16 protein-coding genes are annotated in these 15,844 nt (G+C 69.9%); 7 read left to right on the plus strand and 9 right to left on the minus strand.

The genetic code is table 11. The annotated features are described in order from the left end of the window. Window positions 1-46: 46 nt before the first annotated feature. Entirely contained in the window at window positions 47-1,387 is a 1,341-nt protein-coding gene (locus tag ACN26Z_RS01225; protein ID WP_421459622.1) for a sensor histidine kinase, read from the plus strand. A gap of 4 nt (window positions 1,388-1,391) precedes the next feature. On the opposite strand, the gene ACN26Z_RS01230 is transcribed toward ACN26Z_RS01225, so the two are convergent. After that, the gene (locus ACN26Z_RS01230) at window positions 1,392-2,027 is read right to left on the minus strand and encodes a DNA-binding response regulator (protein WP_282236472.1); all 636 of its coding nucleotides are present in this window, start codon (window positions 2,025-2,027) and stop codon (window positions 1,392-1,394) included. A 154-nt stretch (window positions 2,028-2,181) separates the two neighbouring features. On the opposite strand from ACN26Z_RS01230, the gene stsA reads away from it, so the two are divergent. From stsA to ACN26Z_RS01260, 6 genes are all read left to right on the plus strand, one after another. Then, window positions 2,182-2,292: a StsA family sactipeptide RiPP gene (gene stsA / locus ACN26Z_RS01235; RefSeq protein WP_348774953.1), complete on the plus strand. Its 111-nt coding sequence runs from the start codon at window positions 2,182-2,184 to the stop codon at window positions 2,290-2,292. 73 nt (window positions 2,293-2,365) lie between these two features. Beyond that, on the plus strand, window positions 2,366-3,826 hold the full coding sequence (gene stsB, locus ACN26Z_RS01240; RefSeq protein WP_421459623.1) for a StsB family radical SAM/SPASM domain sactipeptide maturase: 1,461 nt from the start codon (window positions 2,366-2,368) through the stop codon (window positions 3,824-3,826). Next, on the plus strand, window positions 3,823-4,104 hold the full coding sequence (locus ACN26Z_RS01245; protein WP_282236470.1) for a PqqD family protein: 282 nt from the start codon (window positions 3,823-3,825) through the stop codon (window positions 4,102-4,104). Before stsB ends, ACN26Z_RS01245 begins: the two co-directional genes overlap by 4 nt. Beyond that, window positions 4,101-4,838: a signal peptidase I gene (locus tag ACN26Z_RS01250; protein WP_421459624.1), complete on the plus strand. Its 738-nt coding sequence runs from the start codon at window positions 4,101-4,103 to the stop codon at window positions 4,836-4,838. The genes ACN26Z_RS01245 and ACN26Z_RS01250 overlap by 4 nt, the downstream gene beginning before the upstream one ends. After that, window positions 4,835-5,776 (plus strand): ABC transporter ATP-binding protein, encoded by a 942-nt coding sequence (locus ACN26Z_RS01255; RefSeq protein ID WP_421459625.1) that lies wholly within the window; start codon window positions 4,835-4,837, stop codon window positions 5,774-5,776. Before ACN26Z_RS01250 ends, ACN26Z_RS01255 begins: the two co-directional genes overlap by 4 nt. After that, window positions 5,773-6,573, plus strand: a complete 801-nt coding sequence (locus ACN26Z_RS01260; RefSeq protein ID WP_421459626.1) for an ABC transporter permease — start codon at window positions 5,773-5,775, stop codon at window positions 6,571-6,573. The genes ACN26Z_RS01255 and ACN26Z_RS01260 overlap by 4 nt, the downstream gene beginning before the upstream one ends. 135 nt (window positions 6,574-6,708) lie before the next feature. Here the strand turns inward: ACN26Z_RS01260 and ACN26Z_RS01265 are convergent, their stop codons facing one another. The 8 genes from ACN26Z_RS01265 to ACN26Z_RS01300 form a co-directional block, all read right to left on the minus strand. Continuing rightward, window positions 6,709-7,929: a cellulose binding domain-containing protein gene (locus ACN26Z_RS01265; protein ID WP_421459627.1), complete on the minus strand. Its 1,221-nt coding sequence runs from the start codon at window positions 7,927-7,929 to the stop codon at window positions 6,709-6,711. A 229-nt stretch (window positions 7,930-8,158) separates the two neighbouring features. Then, entirely contained in the window at window positions 8,159-9,130 is a 972-nt protein-coding gene (locus ACN26Z_RS01270; protein WP_421459628.1) for a PaaX family transcriptional regulator C-terminal domain-containing protein, read from the minus strand. Between the two features lie 64 nt (window positions 9,131-9,194). Further along, window positions 9,195-9,974 (minus strand): SDR family oxidoreductase, encoded by a 780-nt coding sequence (locus tag ACN26Z_RS01275; protein WP_282236464.1) that lies wholly within the window; start codon window positions 9,972-9,974, stop codon window positions 9,195-9,197. Window positions 9,975-10,088: 114 nt separating this feature from the next. Further along, window positions 10,089-11,876, minus strand: a complete 1,788-nt coding sequence (locus ACN26Z_RS01280) for a glycoside hydrolase family 15 protein (RefSeq protein WP_421459629.1) — start codon at window positions 11,874-11,876, stop codon at window positions 10,089-10,091. A gap of 439 nt (window positions 11,877-12,315) precedes the next feature. Continuing rightward, window positions 12,316-12,867, minus strand: a complete 552-nt coding sequence (locus ACN26Z_RS01285) for a hypothetical protein (RefSeq protein WP_282236462.1) — start codon at window positions 12,865-12,867, stop codon at window positions 12,316-12,318. A gap of 121 nt (window positions 12,868-12,988) precedes the next feature. After that, a complete protein-coding gene (locus ACN26Z_RS01290; protein ID WP_421459630.1) occupies window positions 12,989-13,885 on the minus strand; it encodes a hypothetical protein in 897 nt (298 codons plus the stop codon). A 199-nt stretch (window positions 13,886-14,084) separates the two neighbouring features. After that, window positions 14,085-14,795, minus strand: a complete 711-nt coding sequence (locus ACN26Z_RS01295; RefSeq protein ID WP_421459631.1) for an alpha/beta fold hydrolase — start codon at window positions 14,793-14,795, stop codon at window positions 14,085-14,087. Window positions 14,796-14,957: 162 nt separating this feature from the next. Continuing rightward, window positions 14,958-15,737 (minus strand): spermidine synthase, encoded by a 780-nt coding sequence (locus ACN26Z_RS01300; RefSeq protein ID WP_421459632.1) that lies wholly within the window; start codon window positions 15,735-15,737, stop codon window positions 14,958-14,960. Between the last annotated feature and the right edge of the window lie 107 nt (window positions 15,738-15,844).

Below are 15,844 nucleotides of genomic sequence, written 5' to 3' on the forward strand. Positions count from 1 at the left end.
ATGTCGATCGTTGTAGGCCCTCTGCGGCTCATCGAGGATTTCTCGCATGAGCATCGGTCGCCGCTCCACACCGCTCCACGAAGCGGGCGCGCGCCTTGACGGCGAGGCAGCGAGCCGTGGGGAGGGTGCCGGCCCCGACGCTGCCGCCGCGCCCGTACGCGGGCTCGTCGGCCGTCTGAGGCGGCGTTTCGTCGAGGCCCGGCAGGGCTGGATAGACGCTCGTGCCATGGCCACGCTGCCCGGCCTCGACCGGGCCCTCCGGTTCGTCGCCGTACTGTTGTTCGCCCAGCGCGCCAGCTACCTGCTGCCCGCCGCGTCGAGCCTGGGCTCCACCGGCGCCACCCACTACCGTAGCCCGGCGCTCAACCTGACGATGGTGACTGTGGTGGTGGCCTGGAACGCCATCCTGGCCGTCGCGGTCTGGCGGCGCGGCTGGTTCACCATCCGACACGTCCTCGTCGACATCGCCGTGACCTGCGTGCTGCTCTTCGTGGCGAACGCCAACCTACGGGACGGCTTCGAGCTGAGCGCCGCCAACTGGATGGCGAAATTCGCTCTCGGCACCGCGGCTCTGGCCGGTGCGGTGTTGAGCGTGTCCCGGATGCTCGTCGCGTTGGCGGTGCTGCTGCTGGCCGCCGTCGCCGCGATCGCCCTGCGCACCGGAGGGCTGCCACCGCTGGAGTCCGGCTTCCTCAACCACGTCAACTCCAGCCTGTGGTTCGCCCTGTTGCTGCATTTCATGCGCCGCTACCTCGCCGCCCAGGCGGACGCGGTGGACGCGGCCACCGCCCGGCGGATCACCGCCGAGACCGCGGCTGCGGCCAGCCAGGCCCGGTTCGCCGAACGACTCCGGCAGTTCCGCCACCTGCACGACACGGTGCTGGCCACCCTCACCGCGATCTCCCGTGGCGGTCTCGACCATCGCACCGAGGCGGTCCGGGCCCGGTGCGGTCGCGATGCCGACTATGTGCGGCGCCTGATCGCCGAGGAACGCCCGGAGCAGACCACCTCGCTCGGCGCCCGGCTGACCGAGGCGGCTGAGGCAGCCGACGCGCTCGGCCTGCGGGTGCACCTGCTCATCGGAGAACTGCCGGACGACATCCCCGACCGGATTGTCGACGGGATCGGCGACGCGACCCGGGAAGCCCTGAACAACGTGGCGCGGCATGCCGGGACCGGGCGGGCCTGGGTGTCCGCGGACTGGACCGACCGGACGCTGACCGTACGGATCGTCGACCGTGGGCTGGGCTTCACACCCGATCGTGCCACCTCCGGTTCCGGGCTGCGGCGCTCGATCAAGCAGCGGATGCGCGAGGTCGGTGGCTCAGCTCAGGTCTTCTCCGACCCCGGCGACGGCACCTGCGTCGAACTGGTGTGGGACGGGTGACCGGCTACCGGATCAGGTCGTCCTCCCGGGCACGGTTGGCCAGGTCCAGCTTCGTGTAGGTGGGTCGGCCGGCTTCGCCGTACTTCGCCTTCACCCGGTCCAGGTACCGCCGGGCGGTGGCCGGCTGGACGCCGACGCGCCGCGCCGCCGCGGTCAGCGTCATACCGGACGCGTACGCCACCAGGACGGCCTGTTCCTGCGGTGACAGTTTCGGCCGGTCGGGTCGGGAATCGTGTGACCAGGCGTACGCCAGTTCCGGCGAATGGGCGACCCGGCCCTGCGCGACGTCGCGGATCGCGGCGGCGAGGGTGGACAGGTCGTTGTCCTTGGTCAGGTAGCCGAGTGCGCCCGCCCGCAGCACGTCGACGCCATGGGTCACGTACGGAACAGCGCTGACGACCAGCACCTGCCGATCACGGACGGCCAGCCGACGCACGTTTTCGACCGGCTCGGTCCGGTCCGCGAGCAGCAGATCCAGCACGACCACGTCGGCCGGAGCCGGTTCAGCCGCGAAGAACTCGTCGACGGTCCCGGCGGTGCAGACCAGCCGCAGGTCGGGGGCCTCGGCCAGCCACGCCCTGATGCCGTCCAGCAGCATCCGGTCGTCGTCGATCACGGACACCGAGATCTCGGGACGCACGTGCGACACCGTCTCCCCGGTGCGACTGTCCTGTCAAGACGTCAATTTTGCCCTCTGGAACGGCATAGACACTCTGAGCAACCCTCTGCGCGTGGTCGGGGCGTCTCGCGGGAGTGGCCCGTTGCCCGGCCGCAGCAGCGAAAGGAGGGCCCACATGCTCAAGTGGGAGAAGCCCAGCATCCGTAAGGCCGAGTTCGCGGCGCAGCTCGGCTGCGCCTGCGCCTGCGGGGCGCTGGCCGGCGCGGGTTCCGGGCACGCCAACTAACAACACCCGACATCGGTGGCGGGGGCCACGCCTGCCGTGGCCCCCGCTCGGAACGCGGAAGGTGGATCCCGTCATGCAGCTGTCGGGGATGTGGTCAGAGCTGGTCGTCCCGGACGACCTCGTTTACTTTCAGTGCCGGGACCGCTATCTCGTGGAGAACCCCGGCATCGCCGCGTGGGCGGTCGTCGGCGACGGAGAAATTGACGTGCTCCGGGCGCTCGCGTCCGGCGTCGAGTCCCCGGCCGACCCGGCCACGACCGAGCGGGCGCTGGCGACGCTGGTCCTCAACTGGCTGGTCTACCTCCCCGGGCAGCAACCCCGGATTCGGCCGGCTGAGCCAGCGCTGCGCATGGTCTATTACGCGATCACCGACGGGTGCAATCTGCGGTGCCCGTACTGTTACGCCTCCTCCACCCGCAAGCTGCCCGGCGAGTTGGAGCCGCACGAGTCGCTCGACCTGGTCGACCAGATCGCCGACATGGGCGCAGAACTGCTCATCCTGACCGGTGGCGAGCCGATGCTGCGCCCGGACTTCTTCACAGTTGCCGACCACGCCCGATCACGGGGGTTGCGGGTCAACTGCATCACCAACGGCACCCGCATCCCGGACGAGGCGACCGCCCGACGGATGGCGGACACCTTTGGCAAGATCACGGTCAGCCTGGACGGCGGTGTGGCGGAGGTCCACGAGCGGACCCGGGGCAAGGGCACCTTCGCGCGCACCGCCAACGCGCTCGCGCTGCTCAACGCCGCCGGCGTCAGACCCGACATCAACCACGTCGTGTCGCCGGACAACATCGGCGCCCTGGACCAGCTCATGACGTTCCTGGACGGCATCGAGTTCGGCAACGTACGGCTGATGAACCACACCGGCATCGGCCGTGGCGCCGAGGACGGGGTGCATTTCGCCTGGGAGCACCATCGCGACGTGCAGCGGTTCACCTGGACCAACCCGGTGGCGCAGAAGATCCTCACCGAGGGCCCCAAGGCGGTCAAACCGTGCTCGATCCGGGGCAACTGCGGGCTCGGCGGCACCGAGATCTACATCAACTCGCTCGGCGATGTCTACCCGTGCAAGCTGGTCACCGGTCCACTGCACAAGGCCGGCAACGTGCGCGCGCAGCGCCTGGCCGACGTGTTCGCCAATCCGGCGCTGTCCCAGCTGCGCACCAACACCGTGTTCGAGGGCGAGAACCTGGCCGACTGCCGGCGCTGCTACATCCGGGCCGCGTGCGGCGGCGGTTGCCGCGCGTACCACGCGGCTGAATCCGGATCGATCACCCGCAACAGCCGGCACCACTGCCGGATCCTGCGACACTCGATGATCACCAACATCTGGCGCTCGAACGGTTTTACCGGCGTCGACCTGCTGGAGAACGAGTCCACCATGACGGTGCCCCGGCTGATCCGGGACGGCACGGTGCACCCGGTGTACGACGACTGGCGCACCGACACCGATCCCGCCGACGCGGTCCACCGCCGGGCCCTGCCGGTGCTGACCAACCGAACGGGGGCTTCGTCGTGCTCAGCGTGAATCCAGAAGTGGTGTGGGTGGACAACGACGACGAGGTGCGTATCTACCACCCTGGTACCGGGGAGTTCCAGACCTTGAACGCGACCGCCGCGCGGATCTGGCGCAAGCTCGCCAACGGTGCTCAGATCGACGACGTGGTGCGTGACCTGGCCACCGAGTTCGACGCGCAGGACGAGCACGACCGACGGCAGATCGACCGGGACGTCCGGGAGTTCGTCACCGAGCTGGGCCAGTTGGGCATGCTCGGGCCCAGCCGGACTGCGGAGGCGGGCCGATGACGACGGCCGTCGCCGGGTTCGCCGACCTGATCGCACATGCTCTTTCCGCCGGCCGGACGGCTCGCATCCCGGTGACCGGTTCGAGCATGTGGCCAGCCATCGACCCGGGCTCGGTCGTGACTGTCGAACCGGCCGCCTGGCCGCAGATCCGGCCCGGCGACGTGGTCGCGTACCGGCATCAGGACACCGTCATCGTGCACCGGGTGATCGAGCGACGCGACGACCACCTGATCACGGCCGGCGACAACAAACCGCTGTTCGACCCACCGGTCGCCGCGGCAGCGTTGCTCGGCCGGGTCACCGGGGTCCCCGACCCGGTGGCACCGCTCGCGCCGACGTCGGCAGCCGCCGCCGAAGCGACGGTGTGGGTGGTCGGCGACCGGGCGGCGGTCGCGCCGCCTGGCGTACGCCTGCGCCGGATCGCGCCGACCGAACTCGCCGCCGCGTTGCGCTCGGTAACCGGCACGATCGCCGGGGTGTCGGCTGCCGCCGTGCGACCGCTCACCGCTCTCCGCAGCGCCCCTCCCGGTCCGTTGACCGTGGTGATCGGGATCCGGTTCGGGCGCAGCGGTGCCAGCCGGACCGGGTACGACCCCGGTGGCCTGCCGGTGCTGCCGCCGGACGCGGTCCACCTGCACGTGCGCGCCGGTGACCCACTCTCCGACGTGGGCCCGGACGACGCGGTCCGGGCCGTCGCCGAGACGCTCGGCCACAGCGAGGGGACGGTGCGGTGACCGAGGATGCAGTGACCGCGACCGCCCTGACCAAGACCTACCCGGGCGCGTCGACGCCGGCCGTGGACCGGATGACCTTCAGCGTGCCGTCCGGGCAGTCGATCGGGCTGCTCGGCCCGAACGGCGCCGGGAAGACCACCCTGCTGAAGCTCGTCTGCGGTGTCTCGCCGCCCACCTCCGGTCAGATACTTGTGCACGGTGCCGCCCCCGACGGCGCGGCGCAGCGCGACCTCGCCGTGGTCCACCAGAGCGGCCCCTTCGACATGATGCTCACCGTGCGGGACAACCTGCGGATCGCCGCCGGGTTCCGCGGGCTGAGCTGGCGCCGGGTGCGCACCCGCGCCGCCGCGTTGCTCGACGAGTTCGACCTCGCCGGCAAGAGCGACGACCTGGTCTTCACGCTCTCCGGTGGCCAGCGTCGCCGGCTCCAGGTGGTGCGCGCGCTGCTGCGGGTGCCCCGGCTGCTGTTGCTGGACGAGCCTTCCGCCGGGCTCGATGTGGAAGGCCGGCGTCGGGTCTGGGACCTGCTCGACGAACTGCGCCGGACGCACGGCCTGACGTTGGTTTGGACCAGCCACCACATGGACGAGTTGGAGCGCAACTGCGAGCGGATCCTGGTCGTGCAGCACGGCAGGATCCTGCGCGACGGCAGTTCCGAGCAGCTCAAGGACGAGGCGGGCCAGGTCACGGCCGAGCTGCGTACCGGCTCCCCGGACGACTGGGCGGCGGTGGCCGAGTGCGCCCGGCTCACCGGGCTTGCCCCCGAGTACCGCGGTGAACTCTTCGTGCTCACCGGCGATGACCTGCGCCGCCGGCTGCCCGCGCTGATCGCCGCGCTCACCGAGCGTCAGGTGGCGATCGAGAGCGTGGCGCTGACCAGCTCCTCGCTTGAGGACGCGTTCCTGGCCCTGACCCGCGCGGAGGTGTCGAACCGATGACCACGACCACTGGGCCGGCCGCACCCGCCTGGCACGGCACCGGCCTGACCGCGACCCTGCGCCGCGAGTTCCTGCTGCTCACCCGCAACCGCACCAACCTGCTGTTGGCGATCGTGCCGACAGCGGTCTACATCACGTTGTTCGCCACCTCCCTGACCGACCTGATCGGCACGGTCACCTACCGGGGACAGCAGATCGGGTACGCCGACTTCGCGGTACCGGCGCTGATGTTCTCGTCCCTGCTCGCTGCCGCGACCACGTCCGGGACCGCGCTCTTCCAGGAACGGATGAGCGGCATGTCGCTGGAGCTGTGGTCCTATCCGCTGACCCGAGGCCAGTACGTGCTCGGCAAGCTGCTGGCTGGTTCGGCGCTGGTGCTCGCCCAGACACTCTCCGCGCTCGCGGTGACCGCGCTGCTGTATCAGGGACGCTGGGCGGCCGACAGGTGGTTCGCGCTGCTGTGTGGCGCGCTGGTCGCGGCGTGCGCCTTCAACGGGCTGTACCTGCTGCTGGCCACGCTGGTACAGGACTTTCAGCGGTTCACCGTACTGATCAACGTCCTGGCGCCGGTGCTGCTCTTCGCCAGCCCGTCGTTCTACCCGATCGATGCGATGGGTACGCCGCAACGCTGGCTGGCCGCGATCAACCCGGTGACGTACGGAGTGACAGCGCTACGCGAGGCGCTGCTGTACGGTTTCGCGTCCGCGCTCCCGTACCTGCTGCTGCTCGCCGCAGCCGCCCTGGTCTCGATCGCCCTCGTCGGCAGGTCGCTGGCCCGGCAGGCCCGCGGTCTCTGACAGGCTGCGCCGAACCGGGGCGGTGCCCGGCGTGGCTCGGACGGATCAGGCCGCGAGCGCGTCGAGATGGGCCGCAACCGCAACTGGGCGGGCGGTGCCGGAGCACCGCCCGCCCAGTGGCTGGTCTGTAAGGGCTCAGCTTCCCGTGCAGGTGGCGGTGGCACCGCTGCCGTTACCGGTGCCCTGGAATCCGAAACTGGTGGTCTGACCGGCGGCCAGTCGTCCGTTGTAACTCTGGTTCGTGACGGTGATGGTGCCGCTGGTGCCGCTGTTCACACCGTTCCACATCGAGCTGACCGACGCTCCGTTCGGCAGGTTGAGGGTGACCCGCCAGCCGGTGAGTGCGGTGCTTCCAGCCGTGACGTTGACGTTGGCGACGAATCCACCGTTCCACTGGTCCTGCACCGCGTAGACGGCGGTACAGGCGGGGGTCCCGCCAGGCGGGGTGGTCGGCGGGGTGGTCGGCGGGGTCGTGGGTGGGGTCGTGGGCGGAGTGGTGGGCGGCGGGTCGCCGTCGAGGGTCAGGTTCTTCTGCTGGACGCTCCACTGGCTGCGGCACAGGCCGCAGTTGGACCCGACGAAGTTGGTACCGGCGGTGGTGTCGCCCTTCAGCCGCCATTTGAGGTAGAGCACCGCCACCCGGCCGAACTCGCCTCCGTTGGGCTGGTCGTAGGTGCCGCCGTGCCCGACGTTCAGGTTGCCCATGAAGGCGGGCAGCCCGGCCGGCAGCTTGCCCCAGTCGTCAATGGCGTTCGGGTAGGCGATGTCGCTGGGCCCGCCGATGAAGTATGCGATCGGCTTGGTCAGTCTGCGGAGCTGGTAGTCGTCGGCATCATTCAACAAGCCGCTGCTGAAGATGCCGGTCGTGGTGACGCGCGGGTCGTTCGAGACGGCGTAGGCCTCCAACCCTCCGCAGGAGAAGCCCGCCACGGCGACCTTGGACGTGTCGAGTTTGCCGTAGTACTTGCTGCCCTGCCGGGAGTTCTCGGCGACGGCCCAGTCGATGGACTGGGTGAGCATCTGGGAGGTGGTGGAGCCGGATCCGTTCGGGGCGCCGTTGGCGATGGCGAGGAAGCCGTGGGAGGCGATCTCGCGGAGGAAGTTGCCCTGCGACAGGCCGTTTGCGGAGCAACCGCCGTTGCCCCAGACCAGGATGGGAAGGCGCTCGGCCGGCAGTGTCTGGGGCCGGAAGATGGTGTGATTGGCCAGGCTGGCCGAGGTCTCGTAATCGGCGGGATAGGGACCGGAACCACCGACCGCGGCACCGGCCGGTGACGCGCCCAGCGCCACGATCACGGCGGTGGCCGGGACGATCGCGGCCACCAGGCCGGCGTAGATCTTCGATCTCCTGCTCATGCACCCTCCAGCGGATGTCGGGACGGGCGCTCCCTGCGGTGGTGGTGGCGGTGGTTCATTCGCATCCCGACCCCGGTGACCAGCGCTGGCCACGGGTCAGGTCGATGCGCGCGCGGACCGCCCGGCCGCGGTCCCCACAGGCAATCCGATGGGAGCTGTGTGCAGTTACTATCACTCCCGCAACGAAAAGTGTCAATGTTCGGCCTCGCCACCCGGTCCCCGGTCGCCGTCAGCCCCGCAGGGGGTGAGCTGCCGTACTTCCACCGGTCGGCTCCGGCCGGGTGGGGTCGCGCGAGGCCTGGAAGTGTGTGATCCACGAGGCGGCGTCCGGCCAGTACGGCGTCGCCACCTGGACCAGACGCGCCTGGGCGAGCGCCCCGAGCGCGGAATGGATGTCGAGAAACGTGTCTCTGGCCTGCTGGCGAGGCCAGGGCGTGGGCAGCAGATGGTTCGGCAGATCCGGATCGATGTCCGGGAACTTCCGCCAGGAATCCATGGCGGAGGTTCGGGCGACCAGCGCCCGGGCGGCGTCCACCTCACCGTTACGCGCGGCTGCTCGCAGCTCCGCGTACTGCTCGATGAAAGCCGTGTAGGCAGCGGCGAGTGCGGTCAGGTCGTACGCGGAGGCCGGACCGTGGGGCCCTGACTCCTCGTCGAAGCGTACGTGCATGATCGACCACCGGGCGTCCCCGACGGAGTGCAGCAGTTCGTTGAGCGCCTCCCGCACCGGCCCGGCCTCGCGTCCGGGCCGGATCCACACGCTGTCGTACAGGCCCACGAACCGCAGTGCGCTCAACGACCTGCGCACTGCGTGGCGAGCCGCCTGGCCGGAGCTTGGAAGCGAGAAGGAGACCATCACCCATTCACCGGTCCACCGTGGCGGCTGGGCACCGAAGTTCAGAAAGTGCTGCATCCGGGAGCGATGCTTGGCGATCGCCTGCGAGGTGAGGTGATAGACCGGTGGTCGTGCGTTGCCTCGCGTCGCGATGAGACCGCGCTTGACCAGCCGGGACAACGCCGCCCGGGCACTGGCCTCGCTCACCCCGAACTCACGCAGCATCGCGATGACCGCCGTCGACGGCAGATCGGCATCCGAGGAGTCGAGATACTCGCCGAGCAGGGTGGTCAGCAGATGTTGCGGACTGGAACCGATCTGGGCCCGGGGAATTCGGACCTCGTCGGCGGGCTCCTGGGCGTTCACCTCAACAGCCTGCATCACCCCCTGGCTCATCAGCTCGCCGGCCGTGGTGAACCGGCCGTGACGGCTACGCGCCCTGCCCCTGGTTCTGCATCAGGCCGCCGTCCATGAAGTACGTCGAGCCGGTCACGTAGTCGGCGTCGTCGCTGGCCAGGAAGACGGCGAGCTTGGCGATCTCCTCCGGCTGCGCGGCCCGCTTCCACGGGATCGACTGCACCTGTTCCTCCAGGAACTTCGGGTCGTCGATGGCTTGCTGGTTGAACGGGGTGAGCACCATGCCCGGCCCGATGTTGTTGACGTTCATGTGCATCGGAGCGACCTCCAGGGCGATGCTCTTGGCCAGTTCGAGCATGCCGCCCTTGCTGGCGTCATAGTCGGAGCCGCCGGCCCGGGCCACCTCCTGGTGTACCGAGGTGATGTTGATTATCTTGCCGTGTCCGCCCTGGTCGCGGCGGTGCCGGATGAAGCGCCGACAGCAGAAGAACATCCCGTACAGGTTGGTCCGGATCGCCCGGTCCCAGGTCTCGGTGTCCAGGTCGGCAACCGGGATACCGGAGGCGTCCACGCCCGCATCGTTCATCAGGATGTCCAGCCGGTCGAACTCCGCAAGGGCCTCGTCGAACATCGCCTCGACCTGATGCTCGACGCTGATGTCACCCTGGACCACGACGGCCCGCCGACCAGCCTTCTCGATCTCGGCCCTCGTGTGGTTCGCGCCCGCGTGATCGTGCAGGTAGTGCACCACGACGTCGGCACCCTCGCGGCCAAACTCGATCGCGGTGGCCTGTCCGATTCCCGAGTCCGAGCCGGTGATCAAAGCGGTCCTGCCCGCCAGCCGTCCGGTCATCAGAACTCCCTCCCTCGCTGCCGGTCGCGGCTTACCCGCCCGCCCCGGTCCTAACCGAGCGGGATGGCAGCCGGCGCACGGTGTTCCGTGCCGCCGTCCCACCGCGGTGCGTCCCTACCGTGCGATCCCGGTCTCCACCTGGTCGATGACCCAGGCGGCGTTGATCAAGCCGATGTGGGACAACGCCTGGGGGAAGTTCCCGATCTGGCTACCGTCGCTGCGGTCGATCTCCTCCGACAGCAGGCCGAGATCGTTCGCCCGGGCGGTCACGCTGTCGAAGATCTGCCGGGCCGCGTCGATCCGCCCGGCCAGCGCCAACGCCTCGACCAACCAGTACGAGCAGACGACGAAGGCACCCTCATCTCCCGCTCCCGTCCAGCGCTGCACAAGACCGTCCCGGGTCAGGTCGCGTTCGATGGCCCGCACCGTGGCGAGGACCCGCTCGTCGTCGCCGGGCAGGAACCCGAGGATCGGCATGCCGAGCACGCTGGCATCGAGATGGTCGGACCCGAACGCGCCGGTGAAGGCCCCGCTCGCCACGTGCCAACCCTCATCGAGGATCGCCGCGCGTACCTCCTCCCTGGCCTTCGACCACCGGGGGATTGCCGCCTCGGCGTTGAGATCCCGCGCCAGTTTGACGGCCCGGTCCAGGGCCACCCAGCACGCCAGCTTCGAGGTCAGGTAGTGCCGCTCGCCCTCGCGCCCTTCCCAGATGCCGGCATCCGGCTGCCGCCACGTGTCGGCGGCCCGGTCGGCCAGTGACCGAAGCAGGTCCACGGCAGCGGGCGACAGGTCCGCGATCTGGTCCCGCAGCACCCACGCGCATTCCAGCACCTCACCGAGAACGTCGAGCTGCTTCTGCTGCCAGGCGTCGTTGCCGATCCGCACCGGCCGGCTGCCGCGGTGGCCCGCCAGGTGTTCCAGGGTGTGCTCGGTCAGATCACGCTCGCCGGCAGCGCCGAACATGATCGGTACGTGGTCGTCCCCGCTGACCGACCCCATCGACGCGGCCATCCAGTCGAAGAACCTGCGCGCCTCGTCGGGGCAGGCGGCGACCCACAGCGCCTTGAGCGTGAAGCTGCCGTCGCGTAGCCAGGCGAACCGGTAGTCCCAGTTCGCCGTGCCGCCGACCTCCTCCGGCAGCGAGGTGGTGGCCGCGGCGACCACGGCACCGGTCGGCTGGTAGGTCAACGCCTGCAACACCAGGGCGCTACGCCGGACCTGCTCGCGGTAGGGGCCCTGGTAGCCCTGGTGGATGCGATCCCACGACTGCCAGGCCTCGATGGTGTCGCGTAGGGCGGCACGCCCGTCCAGTGGCACGATCTGCTCGTCGGCGGCGCGGCGGTGGTGCAGCGCGAGCAGCGCGCTGTCCCCCTCGGCCAGCGTGAATCGTCCGGTCACCACTGGACCGTCGATGTCCAGCTCACGATCGCCGGTCAGGACCAGGCGGTCGGCTCCCCCGGATATCTCGATCCCCGCCGGCACCTCGGCGATCGAGGGACTTGTCAGCCCGTACTCCGGCCGGGCCGCGACCTCGATCACGACCTCCACCGTGCCGGAGATCGTCTCAAGTTGCCGCAGCAGGACGTGCGGGGACGTGAAGCCGATCCCGTGACCGCGTTCACCGAAGCCGAGACCGAGGGCGTCCGTCAGACGCAGGACACCGTCCTGGGTGTGGAACTCCGTACGGAGCACCATCGTCCCGTCCAGGTACTGCCGGACGGTCGTGTACGGTCCGGCCGGCCGGATCGACCAGTGACCACCGGTAGCGCCGAGCAGACGCGCGAAGACGCTAGGCGCATCGAATCTGGGCGGACACCACCAGTCCACCGACCCGTCCGAGGAGACCAGTGCGCTGCCCTGACAGTCGCCGAGCAGCGCGTAGTCGCTGATCACAGCCACACCCCGCGCGTACCCGCGGTGATGCCCGATATGCCATCGGCGGCGCTACTCCGGGCGCTCGCCCGCGCTTTCCGTGCGCCCCCGAGCCGCGGGCGAGCCTACTGCGAACGGGTGGCGGAGCCGCCGCATCGCTTCTTCGCTGCCATCGACACGAGCGCCCGAAACGTCGGACTCGTCGAGGGTGGGTACGGCGAGAAACAGCGCCGAACCGGGCTTGCCCTTCGATGCCATGCAGATCCTTCTTTGGAGAGCGGAGCGCAGGTGCTGCGCGAGATGAACCGCCGGGGACGTCGTGACCTCCGACGTTCGTTACCAGCCTGACAGGCGGCCTCCCGGTCGCGGACGACTGTCCGCCAACACCGACAGTACCCGCCTCCGGCGTCCGCGATACCCCCTGGCCGGTTCCGAACCGGACCCCGCGTATCTGCTGTTGGCTTGGTCAGCGGCGGTCGAGGGCCGACTGTAGGCGTTGGATGAGCGTCTTGCGGCCCTTGCCTGCGCGTTCCTCGCGTAGCGCCGCCCTGAGCTGACCGGTGTCGAGGTCGCGAACGTGCCGGGTCGCCTCGGCGACCGGCAGGTCGGTGAGCGACACGGACGACGCGGCGCTTCGACGCGCGCGCTTGGCCGGGCCGGTGTTGGCGACGTACTGCTTGCCGGACTTCGACGCCTTCCGCTTCTTCACGTCGGTCTCGCGTCGCTGCTCCGCGGAGAGCTGGTTCCAAGCCTGGTCAGGCAGGTAACGGTCGGTTTCGCCGTCGTGTCGCGCTCGCGTGCCGCCCTGCCTGGTCCGCCACTTCTGGTCCCCCCATTGCTGCAGGGACTTCTGCCGCTCGTCCTTCGGGCCCTGATAGCCGCCGCCGCGCTTCTGGTACTCCTTGGTGAGCAGCTGCGACTTGCGCGCCGACCACTGTCCCGGACGGCCGCCCCGGTCGGACGCCTTGATCTCTTCCTTGAGCTGTTCGCGCAGCTCGGGCTTCGTGTACCGCGCCATGTGCGCCGGGTACCCGCGACCGCGCCCCGTACGCACCCGAGCCAGGATCATCGGCACCAGGCTCCGGACGAGCCCGTCCGAGCGCAGCCGCGCATCGGACGGGCTCGCGGAGGATCACCGCCTACTGACCGTAGGCCTTCTCGGTCCAGCCGAGCGAACCGATCGGACCGCCCTGGATGTCCGTGCCGTCTCCGTCGGTCTTGTTGGCGTCGAAGTGCACGGAGACCGACCCGTTGGCCTTGATCCCGAGCAGCGGCCGACCGTTGGGGTGCTCCGCACAGTAGCCCGTGCTGAGACTGGTGAAGGGTGCCCAACCAACCGACCGCAGCACCTTCGAGGTGATCGTCTTCGGGGTGGCCCGGTTGATACGCCACTCCTTCAGTTGTCCGTTGGTCTTGGTGCCGATCAGGACATCCACCGCAGCGTTGCCCGTGCCCCCGCTGCGCTCGTAGACCAGGGTGTTTACGGTGTTCCAGCCGGTGCTGGCGAGCTTCACCGGCGCCGAAAGCGTGAACTCACCATCCACGTAGGTCTCGGTGTAGCGGTAGAGCGACGTGCCCGCCACCCGGTACAGGTACGGCGACGCCGTCGCGAGGATGCGGGTGTCGGCGAACCCGCTCTTGAGGCGGGTGGCACTCTTCGCCGTGACTCGCCACTCGCCGTCGACCAGCTCACCCTGGCGTCGCACCAGGTACAGCCAGCCGTCGGTCGGGTGCACGGCGTACTCGGTGCTGCGGAAGATGGTGTCGTCACCAGAGCCGCCGAGCTGCTGATGCGCCGACGGCACCCAGCCGAGCACGTCGTCGGTGTAGGCCGTGATGCTGGTCTCGCCGCCCGAGTAGCCGTAGCTGAGACGCTGCCCGTCGGATCGGTACGCCGCGGTGAAGGCACTGCAGTCCGCCGGGACGTCACTGAGCGCCGCGTTCGCCGGCCGGGCTGACCCGACGACTCCGGCCACGGCGAGACCGGTCGCGAGAACGGTCAACGCCGTGGCGGCAGCCGCGATGGTTTTGGGCATGAGGGACAGATCCTCCAGATGGTGCGCCGCAGGCGGGCACTCGGATAGGAAATCCGGACCGCCGAACCTTACGGCGGCGCCCGCACAATCCCCGCACATCTGGCGCATACGGCATCGCGCAACCGCCCGTTGCTACGGTGACCTCCGTGCCGGACGTAACCGGAGCGAAGCTGCCCCAGTCCACCGGTTCATGGCTCACTCACGACCCGCGGACCGCTTCGATTATCGTCTCGGCGATCTCGCTCGGCTGGGACACCGCCATCGCGTGCGAGCCGCCGACGATCTCCCGCTGGCCCCGTGGTTCGGCCCGCTCGGCCATGAATCGGTGCGCGGCGACCGGGATGTTCCGGTCGGCGTCCCCGAAGATGAACCAGCTGGGCAGCGATCGCCAGGCGGGGGCTCCGGAGAGCCCGTCGCCCAGGGCCTGTTCGGTGATCGGCCGCTGGGTCCGGGCCATGAGCGCGGCAAGGTCGGGCGGCACATCGGCGGCGAACTGCGCGTGGTAGGCGTCCTGGCCGATCGCCACCTCGTTGCCGCCGGTCGACACCGGGTACTGCACCAGCGTGCCGGCGAGCGTGCTGCCCGGGAACTTGCCGGACAGCGACAAGGCCGACTCACCGGTTTCCGGCGCGAATGCGTTGACGTACACGAGGGCGCGCACCGATGCCTCGTCAGCGGCAGCCTGCGTGATCACCATCCCGCCGTACGAGTGGCCGACCAGAGTGACCGGCCCGCCGATCCCCCGTATCACGTCTCGCACGTACGCGGCGTCGCCCGCGACGCCCCGCAGCGGATTGGCGGCTGCCACCACGTCGTAGCCAGCGCCGAGCCGCTCGATCACGCCGTTCCAACTCGCCGACTCGGCGAACGCGCCGTGCACGAGGACGACAGTGGGCTGAGAATCGGGCATGACGCTGCGCTCCCTCACTCCGTGACGATGTTCACCGCCGGCCTCGACGGTGCGCCTGAATACCCGCCAGACAGGGGTGAAACCGGCCGGCAGGGCTCAGCAGGGCGACCGGGTGTCAGCACAGGGCTGGTGCGATGTCGACGGCGGTACCGGAATCGCGGATCAAGGCGCGGTGTCGGAATACGGCCGAGCGCCGGCGATGAACGTGTCGAGGGCCGGCCCGTGCAGCACGCCGCCGGGCAGCTGATCGCGCAGCGCCCGTACCACCAGGCGGGCAACGGGCAGTCGGCGCGGGCGTGCCGCCGCGGCGAGCACCACGTTGCCGTACCGCCGGCCGCGCAACATCCGCCGGTCGGCGACCACGCAGACGTCGGCGAAGACCGACCGCAGGGTGGCCGCCTGCACCCGGGTGAAGGACAGCGGCGGCAGGTCGGTGACATTGAGCAGGTAGATGCCGTCCGGCCGCAGCACCCGGGCCACCTGGGCGGCGAAGGCCACGGTGGCCACGTGCGGCGGCATCCGGGCCGCCCGGTAGATGTCGGCGAGCACCAGGTCGTACGCCCCGGCGGGCGCGGCGGCAACCGCCTCCTGAGCATCTGCGACGTGGAGCTCGACGCCGACCGGACGCGGCGGCAGGGCGCGTGCCACCAACTCGACCACAGCGGGATCCCGCTCCACCACCAGTTGCGCCGAGCCGGGCCGAGTCGCGGCGACAAAGCGCGGCAGCGTCAGCGCACCGCCGCCGAGATGCAGCACGTCCAGTGGATCACCGGCCGGCGCGGCGAGGTCGATCACGGCGGCCATCCGGCGGACGTACTCGAAGTGCAGGTACGTGGGATCGACGACATCCACGTACGACTGCTCGACGCCGCCGGCCAGCAGCGTGCGCCCGGTCAGCCGGGCCGGATCGACGGCCAGTTCAAGGCGCTCGTCGGCCTCCATGCACACGCAGGCTAGTGGGCACTCGGCAGGCCGGCGAGGCTGGGTGGGCGGCGCCGGTCGACTGACCTTCCGAGGCCGCGCACTGGTACGGATCCACATACTCCACT

The organism is Verrucosispora sp. WMMD703, from assembly GCF_049178935.1.
GTDB classification, from domain to species: domain Bacteria; phylum Actinomycetota; class Actinomycetes; order Mycobacteriales; family Micromonosporaceae; genus Micromonospora; species Micromonospora sediminimaris.

Coding starts and splice junctions, on each gene's coding strand:
- ACN26Z_RS01225 (WP_421459622.1), top strand. CDS start 47: ATGAGCATCGGTCGCCGCTCCACACCGCTCCACGAAGCGGGCGCGCGC.
- stsA (WP_348774953.1), top strand. CDS start 2,182: ATGCTCAAGTGGGAGAAGCCCAGCATCCGTAAGGCCGAGTTCGCGGCG.
- stsB (WP_421459623.1), top strand. CDS start 2,366: ATGCAGCTGTCGGGGATGTGGTCAGAGCTGGTCGTCCCGGACGACCTC.
- ACN26Z_RS01250 (WP_421459624.1), top strand. CDS start 4,101: ATGACGACGGCCGTCGCCGGGTTCGCCGACCTGATCGCACATGCTCTT.
- ACN26Z_RS01260 (WP_421459626.1), top strand. CDS start 5,773: ATGACCACGACCACTGGGCCGGCCGCACCCGCCTGGCACGGCACCGGC.
- ACN26Z_RS01265 (WP_421459627.1), bottom strand. CDS start 7,929: ATGAGCAGGAGATCGAAGATCTACGCCGGCCTGGTGGCCGCGATCGTC.
- ACN26Z_RS01275 (WP_282236464.1), bottom strand. CDS start 9,974: ATGACCGGACGGCTGGCGGGCAGGACCGCTTTGATCACCGGCTCGGAC.
- ACN26Z_RS01285 (WP_282236462.1), bottom strand. CDS start 12,867: ATGGCGCGGTACACGAAGCCCGAGCTGCGCGAACAGCTCAAGGAAGAG.
- ACN26Z_RS01290 (WP_421459630.1), bottom strand. CDS start 13,885: ATGCCCAAAACCATCGCGGCTGCCGCCACGGCGTTGACCGTTCTCGCG.
- ACN26Z_RS01295 (WP_421459631.1), bottom strand. CDS start 14,795: ATGCCCGATTCTCAGCCCACTGTCGTCCTCGTGCACGGCGCGTTCGCC.
- ACN26Z_RS01300 (WP_421459632.1), bottom strand. CDS start 15,737: ATGGAGGCCGACGAGCGCCTTGAACTGGCCGTCGATCCGGCCCGGCTG.